Source organism: Acidobacteriota bacterium (assembly GCA_003225175.1).
In the GTDB taxonomy this organism is placed as follows: domain Bacteria; phylum Acidobacteriota; class Terriglobia; order Terriglobales; family Acidobacteriaceae; genus Gp1-AA112.
On record QIBA01000113.1, the window covers coordinates 1 to 15,315 of the forward strand.

The 15,315-nt window shown below is 54.2% G+C and carries 17 protein-coding genes and 1 pseudogene; 13 read left to right on the forward strand and 5 right to left on the reverse strand.

Translation table 11 applies throughout. The annotated features are described in order from the left end of the window. Window positions 1-333 precede the first annotated feature (333 nt). Complete coding sequence (locus tag DMG62_22640) at window positions 334-693, forward strand: hypothetical protein (protein PYY20641.1); 360 nt, start codon at window positions 334-336, stop codon at window positions 691-693. A 540-nt stretch (window positions 694-1,233) separates the two neighbouring features. Here the strand turns inward: DMG62_22640 and DMG62_22645 are convergent. Beyond that, complete coding sequence (locus DMG62_22645) at window positions 1,234-1,422, reverse strand: hypothetical protein (protein PYY20642.1); 189 nt, start codon at window positions 1,420-1,422, stop codon at window positions 1,234-1,236. Between the two features lie 92 nt (window positions 1,423-1,514). On the opposite strand from DMG62_22645, the gene DMG62_22650 reads away from it, so the two are divergent. The 7 genes and pseudogenes from DMG62_22650 to DMG62_22680 all read left to right on the forward strand — a co-directional run bounded on the left by DMG62_22650 (window position 1,515) and on the right by DMG62_22680 (window position 10,894). Further along, window positions 1,515-2,345, forward strand: coding sequence for a hypothetical protein (locus DMG62_22650; GenBank protein ID PYY20643.1), 831 nt, complete (start codon window positions 1,515-1,517; stop codon window positions 2,343-2,345). Window positions 2,346-2,449: 104 nt separating this feature from the next. Then, the gene (locus DMG62_22655) at window positions 2,450-4,039 is read left to right on the forward strand and encodes a dehydrogenase (GenBank protein PYY20644.1); all 1,590 of its coding nucleotides are present in this window, start codon (window positions 2,450-2,452) and stop codon (window positions 4,037-4,039) included. Continuing rightward, window positions 4,036-5,136, forward strand: coding sequence for a glyoxalase (locus tag DMG62_22660; GenBank protein PYY20645.1), 1,101 nt, complete (start codon window positions 4,036-4,038; stop codon window positions 5,134-5,136). Before DMG62_22655 ends, DMG62_22660 begins: the two co-directional genes overlap by 4 nt. Further along, window positions 5,133-7,835: a glucosidase gene (locus DMG62_22665; GenBank protein ID PYY20646.1), complete on the forward strand. Its 2,703-nt coding sequence runs from the start codon at window positions 5,133-5,135 to the stop codon at window positions 7,833-7,835. The genes DMG62_22660 and DMG62_22665 overlap by 4 nt, the downstream gene beginning before the upstream one ends. Before the next feature lie 33 nt (window positions 7,836-7,868). Next, window positions 7,869-8,886: pseudogene (locus DMG62_22670) on the forward strand (glucose dehydrogenase). A gap of 128 nt (window positions 8,887-9,014) precedes the next feature. Continuing rightward, window positions 9,015-10,352 (forward strand): NAD(P)/FAD-dependent oxidoreductase, encoded by a 1,338-nt coding sequence (locus DMG62_22675; GenBank protein ID PYY20647.1) that lies wholly within the window; start codon window positions 9,015-9,017, stop codon window positions 10,350-10,352. Between the two features lie 77 nt (window positions 10,353-10,429). After that, a complete protein-coding gene (locus DMG62_22680; GenBank protein PYY20648.1) occupies window positions 10,430-10,894 on the forward strand; it encodes a hypothetical protein in 465 nt (154 codons plus the stop codon). On the opposite strand, the gene DMG62_22685 is transcribed toward DMG62_22680, so the two are convergent. Then, complete coding sequence (locus DMG62_22685) at window positions 10,845-11,084, reverse strand: hypothetical protein (protein ID PYY20657.1); 240 nt, start codon at window positions 11,082-11,084, stop codon at window positions 10,845-10,847. The two genes, DMG62_22680 and DMG62_22685, sit on opposite strands and share 50 nt — an antisense overlap. A gap of 8 nt (window positions 11,085-11,092) precedes the next feature. Continuing rightward, entirely contained in the window at window positions 11,093-11,731 is a 639-nt protein-coding gene (locus tag DMG62_22690) for an RNA polymerase subunit sigma-70 (GenBank protein ID PYY20649.1), read from the reverse strand. A gap of 228 nt (window positions 11,732-11,959) precedes the next feature. Here DMG62_22690 and DMG62_22695 point away from each other — a divergent pair, with 228 nt between their 5' ends. Further along, window positions 11,960-12,202 carry a hypothetical protein gene (locus tag DMG62_22695; protein ID PYY20650.1) on the forward strand — a complete coding sequence of 81 codons (243 nt, stop codon included), beginning with the start codon at window positions 11,960-11,962 and terminating at the stop codon, window positions 12,200-12,202. Window positions 12,203-12,319: 117 nt separating this feature from the next. Continuing rightward, complete coding sequence (locus DMG62_22700; GenBank protein PYY20651.1) at window positions 12,320-12,958, forward strand: DoxX family protein; 639 nt, start codon at window positions 12,320-12,322, stop codon at window positions 12,956-12,958. A gap of 158 nt (window positions 12,959-13,116) precedes the next feature. Here DMG62_22700 and DMG62_22705 read toward each other — a convergent pair whose 3' ends face one another. Both DMG62_22705 and DMG62_22710 read right to left on the reverse strand, forming a co-directional pair. Then, window positions 13,117-13,737 (reverse strand): DNA starvation/stationary phase protection protein, encoded by a 621-nt coding sequence (locus DMG62_22705; GenBank protein PYY20652.1) that lies wholly within the window; start codon window positions 13,735-13,737, stop codon window positions 13,117-13,119. A gap of 31 nt (window positions 13,738-13,768) precedes the next feature. Continuing rightward, entirely contained in the window at window positions 13,769-13,960 is a 192-nt protein-coding gene (locus DMG62_22710; GenBank protein PYY20653.1) for a hypothetical protein, read from the reverse strand. 64 nt (window positions 13,961-14,024) lie between these two features. Here DMG62_22710 and DMG62_22715 point away from each other — a divergent pair, with 64 nt between their 5' ends. From DMG62_22715 to DMG62_22725, 3 genes are all read left to right on the forward strand, one after another. Continuing rightward, window positions 14,025-14,498 carry a hypothetical protein gene (locus tag DMG62_22715; GenBank protein PYY20654.1) on the forward strand — a complete coding sequence of 158 codons (474 nt, stop codon included), beginning with the start codon at window positions 14,025-14,027 and terminating at the stop codon, window positions 14,496-14,498. Between the two features lie 9 nt (window positions 14,499-14,507). Further along, complete coding sequence (locus tag DMG62_22720) at window positions 14,508-14,978, forward strand: MarR family transcriptional regulator (protein ID PYY20655.1); 471 nt, start codon at window positions 14,508-14,510, stop codon at window positions 14,976-14,978. A gap of 25 nt (window positions 14,979-15,003) precedes the next feature. Beyond that, a partial coding sequence (locus DMG62_22725; GenBank protein ID PYY20656.1) for a quercetin 2,3-dioxygenase occupies window positions 15,004-15,315 on the forward strand: 312 nt, incomplete at its 3' end.

The window sequence follows — 15,315 nt, forward strand, 5'->3', positions numbered from 1 at the left end:
TGGGCATAAGAAGGAAAAACCCATCAGCAAACCGCGACGCTTCGTTCTCATGTGCGGAGTAACCGCACAATATCGCTCTGAGCTTTACGCTCTTGAAATGTAATGGCCTTGATGTACGTGTCCATCAAAGCCACGTGGCTAGATCACAATTAGCGTGGTTCCATGTGGTGCTTGGATTCGCTACGTAGGTAGAAGGATATTTCGCCTAAAACATCGAATCGGGACCTTTGTTTTTGAAACCGGTGTTTCAAAACGGGCTCTGGCGAATCAGATCGTCAGAGCAGGACGATTCGGTTACGAAGCTCCTGCCGATTTCAAAGCAGGAGATAACAAATGAAAGTAGGTAAGTTCACATTAACCGCGGTCGCGCTTACGCTCCTATCCGTGAGCGGATGGGCGAGCGACAAGATGCGAGCGACCGTTCACATTTTCGATGTGGTAACAGTTGGCTCTGCCCGACTCGCCGCAGGGGAATACACAATCAGGTGGTCTGGAACCGGCTCGAACGCGGAAGTGACTTTCGCTCAGGGCAGGAAAATAATTGCAACTGTGCCGGCGCAGGTCGATCAGGTTCGCAGCGGTTATTCGAACACCGTTGTGGAAACCGACCGTCGGACAAACACCCTTACGAAGATTGCTCTTCCCAAGCAGTCATTCTCATTCGGCAGTAATCCCGACATCAGCGGCAACTAAGCGAAGCAGAGTGCACGTCGTGCACTCTGCTTCAACTTCGTTATAAGAAAAGGATCGCATTGTCGGTACAGAGAGTCCCATGAACAGCATTGAGCTAGAAGGTAGAGCAACAGTTAGTGACAATCTCGCGAGTGGTGAGGAATCGTGGCCATGGCCCGATTCTCTCGATGCGCTGGCCGCCGCTCCTGAATACCACCACGTCCTGCTGGAGAACGAAGGTGTGCGAGTTCTCGATGTTCGTATATCGAAGGGCACACTGTCCCCGTGCACACACATCACTGGCCCGCTGTACTCATACTGGTTAGTGACGGAGAATATATACGCCGTGATGCTGACGGCGCAGTTCTGTTCGACACCCGCGCCACAGAAAAGAAAAGTGTCCTGCTCGTACCAACCTGGTCCGAACCATTCCCGCCACACTCGGTTGAGAACGTCGGTAGGACCGAGATTCATGTCATCAGTATTGAGGTGAGGAACTCAGGGTAACTAACTGAGCAAAGCGTCAGCCGAGTCCGAAGCTCTGGGCCCGCAGAGCATCGATCAATAATGGACGTCTTCGTCTTCCATGACATGTTTTCTGTCCGAAGATGCGCTTAAGCAGGCGGAACCATGCAAAATCTGCTCGTAAACGATGCGAATCGTATTCTCGTCGGCAGTGATTCGGTTTGCGGAGTCATACGCAACTTCCTTGCGCTGAACAAGTTTTATGTTGTCGTTGGTGTGCGGCATGTGTGCTTGGTGCGTCGAAGTATGGGATTGCGAACATCAAGGAATGTTTCACGGATCCGTCACTTGCGAGGTGAAAGCGAATCCCAGCGCACATGAGTTCGACGGCGACGACTCTCGTTCCTCCAAAGACACGGGAAACATCCGCAAATAAAACCGCGCATCACTGGCCTGAATATCTGATTGAAGCCGGAGCATTGGGTACGTTCATGCTTTCGGCATGTGTATTCTGCGCTCTTCTAGAGCACTCGGCATCTCCATTGCATCAGGCGATCGCGTCGGCAGTCGTGCGCCGGTGCCTCATGGGTGTACTTATGGGCGCCACAGCCATAGCCATTATCTATTCACGCTGGGGAAAGAGATCGGGAGCGCAAATGAATCCTTCTGTAACTCTGAGCTTCCTTTCACTCGGTCGGATCAGCCGGCGGGATGCACTCTTCTATGTAGGGGCGCAGTTTGTCGGCGGAGCACTCGGTGTAGGAATCGCATCGACGCTTCTGGGAAAATGGATATCCCACCAGTCGGTTAATTACGCTGTGACCAAGCCCGGAGGCGCCGGAATTGCAATTGCCTTCATGGCTGAGTTCGTCATATCGTTCGTTCTCTTCCTTGTAGTGCTTCACTCAAACGCGCAGCCGAAATTGATGCGCTTTACAGGCCTGATAGTGGGATCTCTTGTTTGCTTATACATCTCGCTCGAAGCGCCTTTTTCCGGCATGAGCATGAACCCTGCCCGCAGCTTTGCGTCGGCAGTGTGGCCGGGCTTCTGGGCGAGCCAGTGGATTTACTTCGTGGCTCCGCCGATCGCAATGCTCCTTGCGGCCGAACTGTTTAAGCGTGGAAAACGTGCAGACAAGGGTTGTGCAAAGTTCGTCCACGACCCGAAGTATTCATGCATCTTCTGCGGACATCCAGGCCGGCAGTAAGTCTTTCGAGAAAATCACAGCTTTCTTTTCTGTCCTGAAACATTCGCGCCGGTTGCGACTCCAATTCGCAGACCTGTAGAGATCCCGAAAATCCAGGAGGCGATATGAGCAAACACTACGACGTGATCATCATCGGAACCGGAGCCGGTGGCGGAACGCTGGCATATCGATTAGCTCCTTCTGGCAAGAGCATCCTTCTGATCGAACGGGGAGATTATGTGCCGCGCGAGAAAGAAAACTGGAGCACGCGCGCCATCAACATTGAAGCTCGCTACAACACCAAAGAAGTTTGGAAGGACCGTGATGGAAAGCCACTTCACCCGCACACGAACTACTACGTTGGCGGAAACACGAAGTTTTACGGTTCGGCACTGTTCAGACTGCGAGAAGCAGACTTCGGAGAGCTCGCTCATTTTGATGGAATCTCGCCAGCGTGGCCGATCGCCTATGACGAGCTAGAGTCTTATTACACCGAAGCAGAGCGTCTCTACCAGGTGCATGGTGAACGCGGTGTAGATCCTACGGATCCGTGGGCAAGTGCTGGTTATCCCTATCCAGCGATCAGCCACGAGCCGCGCATTCAGAAATTGCACAATGAGCTGGAGAAGCTTGGACACAAGCCGTTCCACGTTCCGCTCGGCATCATGCTCAACGAGCAGAACCGGCGCGAGAGCCCATGCATTCGCTGCTCGACGTGCGATGGACACCCATGCCTGATCTATGCCAAGTCTGACGCTCAGGTGATCTGTGTCGATCCCGCATTGAAATATCCCAATGTGGAACTCATTACGAATGCTCAAGTAATGAAGCTGCAGACCAGCGCCTCCGGTCGTGATGTCACGCATGTAAATTTCACGCGCGAGGGAGTTCCGGAAGAGTACTCGGCAGATCTCGTGGTCGTCTCGTGCGGAGCCATTAATTCGGCCGCGCTTCTCTTGCGCTCAGCCAATGGCCGGCATCCGAACGGTCTAGCCAACGGCTCTGATGTCGTCGGACGCCATTACATGGGACATGTCAACTCGGTTGTGATGGCGATCTCGCCTGAGCGGAACGATTCTGTCTTCCAAAAGACGCTCGCGCTCAACGACTTCTATTTTGCCAACGAGACTTGGCAGTATCCGATGGGACACATTTCATTCGTCGGGAAACTCGATGCCGATACGCTGTCGGCTGGGGGTCCTCCATTTGTGCCCGGCATGACGCTCGACATTATGGCCAAGCACTCGCTTGATTTTTGGCTGACCTCCGAAGATCTGCCTGACCCGAATAATCGCGTGGCGTTGGATCGCGAGGGCAACATCGTGCTTTCCTATGTCCCAAATAATCTGGAAGGACACAAGAGACTTGTCGCGAAGCTCAAGAGCCTGATTCGCGAGATCGATGGACACGACCATGTGTTTGCACTGGATAAGTTCATCGGGCAACGAATTCCCCTGGCCGGCGTTGCCCACCAAAACGGAACAGTGCGCTTTGGCAACGATCCTCGAAGCTCCGCGCTCGATCGGAACTGCAAAGCCCACGAACTCGACAACCTGTACGTAGTCGACGCGAGTTTCTTTCCCTCCTGCGGAGCTGTGAACCCTGCACTCACGATCATGGCCAACGCACTTCGCGTTGGAGATCACTTGCTCGAAAGAATGGCAGCCAAAGCTACCGCGATTCCCGAACTGGCGGCAGTGAAGGAGCACGCATGAAAGTCGCAGGTCATTCGTCGGCGCATCGGGTTTCTCTCGTAATGTTGGCGCTGCTTCTCCTTGTAGGCATTGCCGCACACGCACAAGAGAAGGCATCCTCGCCCGTTCAGGCCGTGGATGCAATCGAGATCACAGTTTCGGACATGGATCGCGCTGTCGACTTCTACTCCCGTGTGCTCGACTTCAAGAAAATTTCCGATCTGGAGCTGATAGGCGAGTCTTACGAGCATCTGGAGGGAGTGTTTGGACTGCGCATCCGCGCTGTCCGCATGCAGTTGGGCCAAGAACAGATTGAGCTCGAAGAGTTCTTAGTTCCCAAAGGAGTGGCAATCCCTCAGGATTCACGCAGCAATGATCGATGGTTTCAACACATCGCGATCATCGTCAGCGACATGGATGCTGCCTTTAACTGGCTGCGGCACAACAAAGTCGAGTTTGCGTCGTCCGGTCCGCAACTTCTGCCTGAGTGGAACAAGAACGCCGCCGGCATCCGCGCTTTCTACTTCAAAGATCCGGACGGACATCCGTTGGAGCTCCTGCAAGTCCCGCCAGACAAGGGCGATCCGAAGTGGCACCGCAGTAGTGGACACCTGTTTCTCGGGATCGATCACACGGCAATTGTGGTGAGCGACACCGAAGCAAGCCTGCGCTTCTATCGTGACTTGTTGGGCATGCGCGTTGCGGGCGAAAGCGAAAATTACGGCACGGAGCAAGAGCATTTGAATAATGTCTTCGGAGCACGGTTACGGATTACGGCTCTGCGCGCCTGTGCCGGACCTGGAATCGAGTTGCTCGAGTACCTGGCACCTCGGGACGGTCGTCCATTTCCCTCCAATGAACGGGCCAACGACCTCGTGCGACGTGAAACTGAGCTTGTCAACAACGATCTGTCCTCGACGTTCAAGGCACTTCTGGCGGCACATTCAACGTTCATCTCTCCCGGCCTAGTCTCGCTGTCGCCAGATCTCGGCTATATGCAGGCCCTTGCAGTGCGGGATCCAGACGGACATGTAATCAGAATCCATAATGGCACTCCTGTCGTGAGCGCGAAGACCGGAGCGAATGTACAGAACGCGCAAATGGAGAACCGACGATGACAGCAGAGGAGCTTCGCCTGAAACAATCGCGAGAACGTGTTGCCCACTGGAAGCGCTGGGGACCTTATCTCAGCGAACGAGCCTGGGGCACAGTGCGCGAAGACTATAGCCCTTACGGGAACGCATGGGAGTATCTGCCGCATGACCACGCGCGTTCACGCGCTTATCGCTGGAACGAAGACGGAATCGCCGGCATCTGCGATCGACACCAGAAGATCTGCTTTGCCCTGGCGCTTTGGAATGAGCGCGATCCGATTCTCAAGGAGCGCATCTTTGGACTGACCGGCAGCGAAGGCAATCACGGAGAGGACGTAAAGGAATACTACTTCTATCTCGACAGCACACCGACCCACTCGTACATGAAGTACCTGTATAAGTATCCGCACGCGGCATTCCCATATGCGGAACTGGTGGATCGTAACCGGCAGCGCGGAAAAGACGAGCCTGAGTTCGAACTGTTGGATACCGGGATATTCGATGAGGACCGATATTTCGATGTGGTTGTCGAGTACGCGAAGAGCACTCCGGATGACATTCTCGTCCGCATAACTGTCAGCAATCGTGGACCAGAGGCGGCGCGTATCCGCTTACTCCCCACAATCTGGTTCCGGAATTGCTGGTCCTGGGATGGGAACAGCGCCAAGCCGCGCCTAAAACAGGTTCTTCCCGAAGCAGGACACGGAGTCATCCATTTGTCGGAGCCGCAATGCGGCGAGCGATGGTTGTACCTGCAGCATGGGCCGGAGATCCTATTCACCGAAAACGAGACCAATGCAAAACGATTATTCGGTATCGAGAACAGCTCCCGATATGTGAAGGATGGCATCAACGACTTTGTCGTCCACCGCGATCGCTCTGCTGTAAATCCGGAAAACGCCGGCACAAAAGCCGCCGGTCACTATCAGCTTGAGGTCGGAGCCGGCCAAACCATCAGCATCAAATTGCGTCTCACCGACCGCGCATTCAGTGGGAAGACTGACCCATTCGATGCAGATTTCGATCAGATCTTCCTGTGGCGAGAGCAGGAGGCTGATGAGTTCTACGAGCAGGTGATCCCGGATGACCTGTCGCTGGATGGAAAGAACGTCATGCGACAGTCGATTGCTGGACTTCTATGGTCCAAACAGTTCTATCACTACACCACACGAGAATGGCTCCACGGAGATCCTGCCCAGCCAGCGCCGCCACGAGAGCGACTCAAAGGCCGCAATTCCGATTGGGGACACCTCTACAACGCAGACGTGATGTCGATGCCTGATAAGTGGGAGTACCCCTGGTATGCGGCTTGGGACCTCGCCTTCCACTGCGTTCCGTTGGCGCTGGTCGATTCAGATTTTGCGAAAGAGCAACTCGTCCTCTTGCTGCGCGAGTGGTACATGCACCCGAACGGACAGCTACCAGCTTATGAATGGGCCTTTGGCGATGTGAATCCGCCGGTGCATGCCTGGGCGGCATGGCGCGTTTACAAAATCGAGAAGAAGCGGCGCGGTGTCGGAGACATTCGCTTTCTCGAAAAAGTGTTTCACAAGTTGATGCTGAACTTCACCTGGTGGGTGAACCGCAAAGACGCGGAGGGCATGAACATCTTCCAAGGCGGCTTTCTTGGGCTCGACAACATCGGTGTATTCGATCGCAGTGCACCGCTTCCGACCGGCGGTTACATCGAGCAATCCGACGGTACGAGCTGGATGGCGATGTACACACTCAATCTGCTTGCGATCGCGGTCGAGCTTGCCTGCCACAACCCGGCTTACGAAGACGTTGCCAGCAAATTCTGGGAACACTTCCTGTACATCGCGCGCGCGATGAACCATCGCGGCGAGGACGGCCACAGCCTTTGGAACGAAGAGGACGGTTTCTTCTATGACGTGCTGCACCTGCCGGATGGACAGCGTATGCCGCTGAAGGTGCGCTCAATGGTGGGACTCATCCCCCTGTTTGCTGCAGAGACGCTGGAGCCCGAAGTTCTGGAAAAGCTGAAGGGCTTCCGAACTCGGTTGGAGTGGTTTGTGGAGAATCGCGGGGATCTCACCGGCAATGTTGCGTGCATGCGTACCTGCGGAATGGGCGAACGACGTTTGTTGTCGATTGCAGGACGCGAACAGCTCCGCCGCGTGCTCCAAGTGATGCTCGATGAAAACGAGTTCCTGTCGCCTTATGGAATCCGTGCGCTCTCGAAATTCCACGATAGAAATCCATACGTGCTCAATGTCGGCGGAGTAGAACACCGCGTCGATTACCAGCCGGGCGAATCCAGAACGGGACTCTTCGGCGGCAATTCCAACTGGCGCGGTCCGATCTGGTTCCCAGTGAATTACCTGCTGATCGAGTCGCTTCAGAAATATCATCATTACCTCGGCGATGACTTCACAGTGGAATTTCCGACTGGTTCGGGGAACTTCCTGACGCTCGCAGAGGTCGCGGCTGAACTATCGCGGCGCCTCAGCAGAATCTTTCTCCAAGATGCACAGGGCCGCCGGCCAGTATTCGGCGAGATATCCAAGTTCCAAAATGATCCGCACTGGCGTGACCTCGTGCTCTTTCACGAATACTTCCATGGAGACACCGGACAGGGTGTCGGGGCCAACCACCAAACCGGCTGGACAGGTCTTGTCGCCAAGCTGCTGCAACAAAGCGGCGAGGGACACGAGGAGCAAGACGCAGAAACCGTTCTGACCGCAGTAGCGGCAGGAGACTAGTTCATAACGATTTAGTAGCAAGGAGAGATAGCAATGAAAGCAATCGCAGTATTTCCCGGCAAAGTCGGCAGTGTACATCTGGCCGATTTGCCCAAGCCAAGCGTCAACGAAGTCCCAAACGGCCGCGGCGTGCTGGTCAAGATCTTGAAAGTTGGCGTTGACGGAACCGACAAGGAGATCAATGCCGCTGAGTACGGCGCCGCACCGTCAGGCTATGACTTCCTCGTAATCGGCCACGAGGGCTTCGGCCAAGTAGAGGCCGTCGGACCAGAAGTAACGGAATTCAAGCCTGGTGACTACGTCGGAACGCGGAATCAACCTGCTGCACGGATTCTTGACGGAGTACTACGTCGATGACGCCGACTTCATGGTGAAGATTCCGGTCGGACTGAAAGATGTAGGCGTGCTCCTCGAGCCGATGACCGTAGTGCAGAAAGGAATCGTTCAGGCGTACGAGATCCAGCGGCGTCTAAAGCTGTGGAGACCCCGCAAGGCTGCTGTGATGGGAGCGGGAACGATCGGCCTTCTGGCCACTCTTGTATTGCGTCTGCGCGGCCTGGAGGTTGTGACCTTCGCTCGCGCGGCGAAACCGAACTTGAACGCAGATCTCATCGAAGCACTGGGAGCGAAGTATGAGATCACTCAGGAGCTCCCCGTCATCGAAGGCGCTAAGAAGTACGGTCAGTTCGACATCATTTTCGAAGCAACCGGCTTCTCTCCGATTGTCTTCGAGAGCATGCAGGCGCTGGCAAAAAACGGCGTATTGATCCTTTCCAGCGTCACTGGGGGGGACAAGCGCGTCGAAGTTCCAGCCGACAGGATCAATTTGGAATTCGTTCTTGGCAACAAGGTGATGGTTGGAACTGTCAATGCAAACCGCGAATACTTCGAATCCGGAGTACGCGACATGGCGATGGCGGAATCGCAGTTCCCAGGATGGCTTAGCCGGTTGCTCACACATCCAGTGCGCGGCCTTCAGAACTATGATGAACTCTTTAATCACCTGACGAATGGCAGTGGAGCCATCAAAGTTTACTGCCAGGTTGCATAGCTTGCCGTCTCAAACGGTCCAGAAGGAAGGCTTCCTCCAATAACACGTATGCGGCATATTTTGTCGCGAACTCCTGTCCCAAATCACCCGGTCAGGAATCATAGCGGCTGAACGCACCGGAGGGTCTCATGAGCGCCAAGCATCGCATTCTAATTCTGGGTGGTGGTTTCGGCGGCCTTTACACGGCGCTCGGACTCGAGAAGAAGCTGCACAAGTACCCGAATGTCGAGGTCACCCTCGTCAATCGCGAGAACTTCTTTCTGTTTACTCCGATGCTGCACGAGGTCGCTGCTGGGGACCTTGACCTCACGAACATCGTGAATCCCGTTCGCAAGCTTCTGCGGAAGGTGAATTTCTTTGAAGGCGAAGTTGAAGACATCGACCTCGAAAAACGAAGCGTTCTTGTTTCTCATGGTTTTGATCGTCACACGCACGAGCTCGAATTTGACCAGATTGTGCTGGGCCTCGGCTCGTCAACGAACTTTTTCGGCCTTCCAGGCCTGGAAGAGCACGCACTCACCATGAAATCACTGTCAGATGCCATCAATTTGCGCAACCGTCTGATTGCGTTGCTTGAAGAAGCAGATACGGAGTGCGTGGACAGCGGGAATCGCAAAGCCCTACTTACGTTCATCGTCGCTGGAGGCGGCTTCGCAGGAGTTGAAACGATGGGTGGCATCAACGATTTCGTACGTGACTCGCTGCCATTCTTTCCCAACATTCGGCAGGAAGACATTCGGATGGTTCTTGTTCATCCTGGGCCAGCTGTCCTGCCTGAACTCAGTACCAGTCTTGGTCAGTACACCCAAGAAACTCTTCGGCGCAAAGGAATCGATATTCGGCTAAACACGAAGGTTGAAGGATACGAGCACGGCACGGTCATGCTCAGCGACGGCAGTCTCCTCGCAACGCACACGTTGATTTGGACGGCTGGAACAACTCCTCATTCATTACTTGCGGCGCTGCCGTGCGCGAAAGAACGTGGACGCATCGTCGTCAATGACACACTGGAAGTGAAAGGGTCGGCCGGCGTATGGGCTATCGGAGATTGTGCACTTGTACCAGACAGAACTACTGGCAAGTACTGCCCTCCGACCGCGCAGCACGCGCTACGCGAAGGCAAGGTGCTGGCACACAACTTACTCGCAACACTCAGTGGCGCGAGTAAAAAGTCTTTCTCCTTTGCGACGATAGGACAGCTCGCCGCGATCGGCAGGCGCTGTGGCGTGGCAAGCATTCTCGGCAAGAACTTTCAGGGATTCATTGCATGGTGGCTATGGCGAACCATCTATTTGAGTAAGCTGCCGCGGCTCGAAAAGAAAGTTCGCGTTGCACTCGATTGGACTCTAGATCTGCTGTTTTCGAAGGACTTAGTTCAGTATGTGACTTTCCGGCCAGCACAACAAGCATCCCGGTTTCAGCGAAACGAGTCCACAAAGGCAATCAGCGCCCGCCAGAGCGCATGAGCTGCTGAACTCATCCATATTGACGTTGAGGCGATAGCACGATAGATTGCGCTGATCCTCGCTCCAGGAGCAGTGCTATGACCGACGAAGAAGCGATCAGTGTCGCCAAAACCGAGTTTCGCGAAGCCTATAACACGGGTGACGTGGAACGCCTGCTCGGCGTTTTCGCCGATTCCTTTACCGACATGTCAGAAGGCGAGGCCAGCTTCTACGGTGCAGAAGCAAAAACAGCGCTGCGATGGCGTGTCACCAATCTTTTCCGAGAGTACAACGCCGAAATCGAGGTCATCATTATTGCCGTTGTCGTGCTCGGTGAGACCGCGTATGACTGGGGATGGCACAACCTCACTCTGATTCCCAAATCGGGTGGCGAGCCAGTCATTCAACGTTCCAGATACTGTGAAATTTGGCAGAAAACTGATGCTGGCAAGTGGCAGATTCGGATCTTCATTGATAACACGGATCACCACCCAGAAATGCTGGCGGAGGAAGCTAGTGCTTGGGCAGGTTCTGAGCCAATCGCTGCTTCAGGCGTTCGCTGAAGCCTCTCGGCAGATCGAAGGTTTTGCCATCAGCGACTAGACCAACCACGTTGCGAGTACCATCCAGAATCGCAGAACAGTGGGCGCAGCTCTTGAAATGAGCCGACATGCGCTCGCGCAGAGCTGGATCGAGATCACCGTCAATGTAATTGGAGATCTCTTTCCAGACGTGCACGCAGCTAATCTCGATAACCGTCATTAAAAGGGTCTGACCTTTTTATAAGATGCACTACCACTTACCCACGATCCGTCATATCCAGGTGCCAACGCGTCACGCATCTGGAGCCGAGCGCGCAATAATCTTGTGCGCACGAGCGCTTCATTAAGGCCCAAAGCTTCGGCCGTCTCACGGACATTCAGTCCTTGCACATCCCGCAGAATAAAGACTTCCCTGTACATGGGCTTCAGCGAGCTGATCGCTCGCGACAGGGCTGTCTTGAGTTCGTTCTGTTCGAGAGCTTCGGACGGAATCTCTCGCCAATCTGCGTAGTCACAGGGAAAATAATCGCCGGATTCGTCTTGATAACCCTCATCTATGGAGTCGTAGAGAGCCTTTCGATCCTTACGGCGGCGCATACGCGCTTCATTCACTGCGATCTGGACCAGCCATGTACTAAATTTGCACTCGCCTCGGAACTGATCAAGCCGTGAGTACGCTTTCAGAAAGGCTTCTTGCGCGACGTCCTCGGCGTCAGCCTCATTCGCCAGGACCGAGTACGCAGCTGAGAAGACCGCCCGCTGATAAGCCTCAATGAGCTGGTAAAAGAGCTCTGACTCTCCAGCCTTAACGCGCTCGATCAGCGCTTGCTCCGACAGAGTTGGTGCGGTACTCGCCATGGCAATTGCAGAAAGGGGTTCGTGCCTACCCGATCGTTGTGTTCTTAATTTGCCTAAGCATATCTCATGTTTGGCGCTCGCGAGCAATCTTCTGAAACATTCGCTTCAGCTATGAATCGCATGCCTTGTGTGGGAATCTCAAGCTGTAAGTGTCCGGGCCTGACCCATTGCGGATGTGAGCTGGTCGGCTTCCGGCCTGACGAGATTTTGTTCTGGAAATGAAGGAAAGTGTTGATCATTGAAATTAGCTGCCGCGCCCTTCGGAAACTTGTCTCGTCCTTTATCGACGGCGACTTGGAACCCGAACTTCGAACGCAACTAGAGGAGCACTTGCGCAAGTGCCACCACTGCAGGGCTCTGGTGCAGGGAACCGAGAACGTAATCCGCCTCGTGGCCGACGATCGAACGTTTGAATTGCCCTCCGGATTCGGTGAACGATTGCGAAAAAGCCTCGATAAGCTCACGCGCTAAGCTCGTCTCATTTTGGATCATCAACTACAAGCAACATTTCTATAAACCCTGAAACATTAGCGCTCCTTCGAACTCTCATGCGTTGAGTGAAGTTTATCGATGCATCGAGGTAAAGACATGAGCAGCATTCGATCCAGAGCGACAGGCGTGTACACCGCGTTTGCGAACGCCACCAACTACTTGCAGTCACCACTTCTTCTTGTCGTGCGTCTGTACTGGGGATGGCAATTCTTCCAAACCGGATGGGGAAAACTGCAGGACATCCCCAAAGTTGTGGACTTCTTCACCAGTCTCGGCCTTCCGTTTCCGAACGTCACTGCCTATGTTGTAGGAACCAGCGAGTGTGTCGGTGGAATCCTGCTGTTCCTTGGGCTGGGATCGCGACTGATCTCGCTTCCATTGCTTGCTGACATGCTGGGAGCTTATGTAACCGCAGATCGCGAAGCCCTGCGCGCAATTTTTTCAGAGCCAGGCAAGTTTTACGCGGCAGATCCGTACACGTTCTTGTTCGCGGCGCTTCTGATACTCGTCTTCGGGCCAGGAAAGATCTCGGTCGACGCGTTAATTGGACGACTGATCGGACGAGAGAAACGAGTTTTCATCAATGCCGCGTCGGCAGTTGGGCTGGGCGGTAAAGGTTTTTGCAGCCGCGTCACTTGTGCTGCCGACGCGAATCTGAAACAGCCGGGTTTTGCGGAGTCGTTTTCTCCACTCACTGACTGCATGATCGTGATCTCGGCATCCGCGCTCAATTGAGTTGCAACGCCATTCAGATAGCGGAGCTCTTCGTTGCCCATGGAGACGTCTACGTGCTCTCTGATTTCTCCTTGCTCGTTCAGCAGGCGGGCGGAAGCTCTGAGTAGCTGGTCCCACCTGGCAGAGACCTCCGCCCCAGCGTGCTGCGTTCTCTACCTTCAGGCTGCGCCGGCGGCTGCTTCCTTCACCTGCACAAGCGGCACGTTCACGAGATGCTCGCTGACGAACCATACCTGTAGCTCATTGGTACGCAGAACCTGGCTGATCAGAAGATCGTTGGTTCCATCATCCCCCAAATCGGAAGCACGTCGAGCCAGCTTGCGGACTTCACCAATGATCACCTGATGTGCATCGAGCAGACGCGAGAGCTGCACCGGAACGACTTCGCGTCCTCGCGGAGGACGATCGATCTGCGTGGTCTCCGCGATGTCGGCTGCCATGGCGATGCTCACGCCTCCGAGCAACTGAATGCGCTCAGCAATCGCGTCCACGAGTTCTACCTGTTCGTCGTAATGTTTATCAAAAAGCAGATGGAGCTGATAAAAGGTCGGTCCTGCAGTTTGCCAATGCGACTTCTTATATAGATCTCGAAGCGTCATGGTGTCGGCCAGCAGTTGATTCAGCTGAGCCGTGATTTCGAGCCGCACAGGCTCCTCCAATTCAAGCGGCAGAAGATGATTCACGGTTCCGTAGGCCTGAATCTCGTTGGCACTCTGATGCAGTCTCGGTTGCGCGCTTATTTTGGTGGTGGAGCGATGATTGTTGCGTTTGGTGGGCATTGAAGCTCCTTTCAGGAAGGCGTCCTACATTCTATGCCGTGGCTTCCAGTCGCGAAGCCAAGCACTCTCTTTCGCTGATAAATCCTGCCAAGCGGTTGCGAAAAATTGTCGAATCTTCGTTTGTTCCGGCATGGCTAGCCACCTCGGCTCTTGCAAACCTATCCCGTAACTCTTTGTTCTCATATACCTCCATGAAAAGAATCTTCATATCGAGATATACCATCTGATGGTTATCTGATTCGGCTGCCCTGAATCAGGCCAATCTCGCCTTATAAAGGAGGCTGTTCATGCTTCGCAAATTGATTTCGACCGACAACAGTACAGCAATCACCATTCTTCGTTTAGTCCTTGGCATCGTGTTCTTCGCCCATGGAGCACAGAAGATGTTCGGGTGGTTCGGCGGCTATGGCTTTACCGGCACGATGGGTTTCTTTACCGGAGCCATGCACATTCCGGCCGTGTTTGCGTTTCTGGCCATCGCTGCCGAGTTCTTCGGTGGATTGGGACTGATCTTCGGTTTCCTCACTCGCATCGCTGCATTTGGGATCACGGTCAACATGTTGGTTGCAATAGCAATGGTTCACGCTCAATTTGGCTTCTTTATGAATTGGGCGGGTACGCAAAAGGGAGAAGGCATTGAGTACCATTTACTGACATTGGCGGCCACGATCTTCCTGATGATCAAGGGAGGCGGTGCTTTCTCGATCGATCGTGCGCTCACTGCGAATGGTTCGAGCGTGGCGGCAGGCCAGCGCGCCTGAGGGATAACGATGACAAAGAGCGCAGAGATCGACGCGGCGAGGCTTTGGCTGGTCCTCGCTAAGGCTCATCGCGCGATGAAGGCATTGGCTGAGCAGAGCATCGTTGGCACCGGACTCGGATTTTCTGACTTCATGGTGCTCGAAGCTCTGCTCCATAAAGGACCTTTGACGATCACCGAGATTCAGAGCAAGGTATTGCTCGCCAGCGGCTCCATGACCGCCGCCATCGATCGACTCGAGAAGAACGGTTTGGTTACTCGCAACTTCAAGTCGTCCGACAGACGCGCACGGGTGATTGAGTTAACAGCGGAAGGCAAGCGCTTGATCCAGGCGAGTTTCAACCAGCACCTCAGGGATCTTGAGTCGGCGACCACGCCCCTAAAGGAAGAAGAACGTCGGCAACTTTATCTATCGATTAAGAAGTTAGGCCTGCACGCGGAAGAGGTAAGAGAGAAGAGCGGAAAAGAGAAAGTTGGTTGAAAGTTTGTGAGGGAGATTAGGAACTATGATCAATATTCGCAAAAGTGAAGAACGCGGCCATGCCGACCATGGCTGGCTTAATTCGTATCACACGTTTTCATTCGCAAATTACTACGATCCCAAACACATGGGATTTCGCAGCCTTCGCGTGATCAATGAAGATCGTGTAGCGCCCGGACAGGGATTCGGCACCCACGGCCATCGCGATATGGAGATTCTGAGCTATGTGCTCGAAGGATCTCTGGCGCACCAGGACAGCATGGGACATAAAGAGGTGCTTGGTCCCAATGAGATTCAACGCATGTCTGCTGGGAAAGGCGTGATGCACAGCGAGTTC

Coding starts and splice junctions, on each gene's coding strand:
- DMG62_22640 (PYY20641.1), top strand. CDS start 334: ATGAAAGTAGGTAAGTTCACATTAACCGCGGTCGCGCTTACGCTCCTA.
- DMG62_22645 (PYY20642.1), bottom strand. CDS start 1,422: ATGCCGCACACCAACGACAACATAAAACTTGTTCAGCGCAAGGAAGTT.
- DMG62_22650 (PYY20643.1), top strand. CDS start 1,515: ATGAGTTCGACGGCGACGACTCTCGTTCCTCCAAAGACACGGGAAACA.
- DMG62_22655 (PYY20644.1), top strand. CDS start 2,450: ATGAGCAAACACTACGACGTGATCATCATCGGAACCGGAGCCGGTGGC.
- DMG62_22660 (PYY20645.1), top strand. CDS start 4,036: ATGAAAGTCGCAGGTCATTCGTCGGCGCATCGGGTTTCTCTCGTAATG.
- DMG62_22665 (PYY20646.1), top strand. CDS start 5,133: ATGACAGCAGAGGAGCTTCGCCTGAAACAATCGCGAGAACGTGTTGCC.
- DMG62_22675 (PYY20647.1), top strand. CDS start 9,015: ATGAGCGCCAAGCATCGCATTCTAATTCTGGGTGGTGGTTTCGGCGGC.
- DMG62_22680 (PYY20648.1), top strand. CDS start 10,430: ATGACCGACGAAGAAGCGATCAGTGTCGCCAAAACCGAGTTTCGCGAA.
- DMG62_22690 (PYY20649.1), bottom strand. CDS start 11,731: ATGGCGAGTACCGCACCAACTCTGTCGGAGCAAGCGCTGATCGAGCGC.
- DMG62_22700 (PYY20651.1), top strand. CDS start 12,320: ATGAGCAGCATTCGATCCAGAGCGACAGGCGTGTACACCGCGTTTGCG.
- DMG62_22705 (PYY20652.1), bottom strand. CDS start 13,737: ATGCCCACCAAACGCAACAATCATCGCTCCACCACCAAAATAAGCGCG.
- DMG62_22710 (PYY20653.1), bottom strand. CDS start 13,960: ATGGTATATCTCGATATGAAGATTCTTTTCATGGAGGTATATGAGAAC.
- DMG62_22715 (PYY20654.1), top strand. CDS start 14,025: ATGCTTCGCAAATTGATTTCGACCGACAACAGTACAGCAATCACCATT.
- DMG62_22720 (PYY20655.1), top strand. CDS start 14,508: ATGACAAAGAGCGCAGAGATCGACGCGGCGAGGCTTTGGCTGGTCCTC.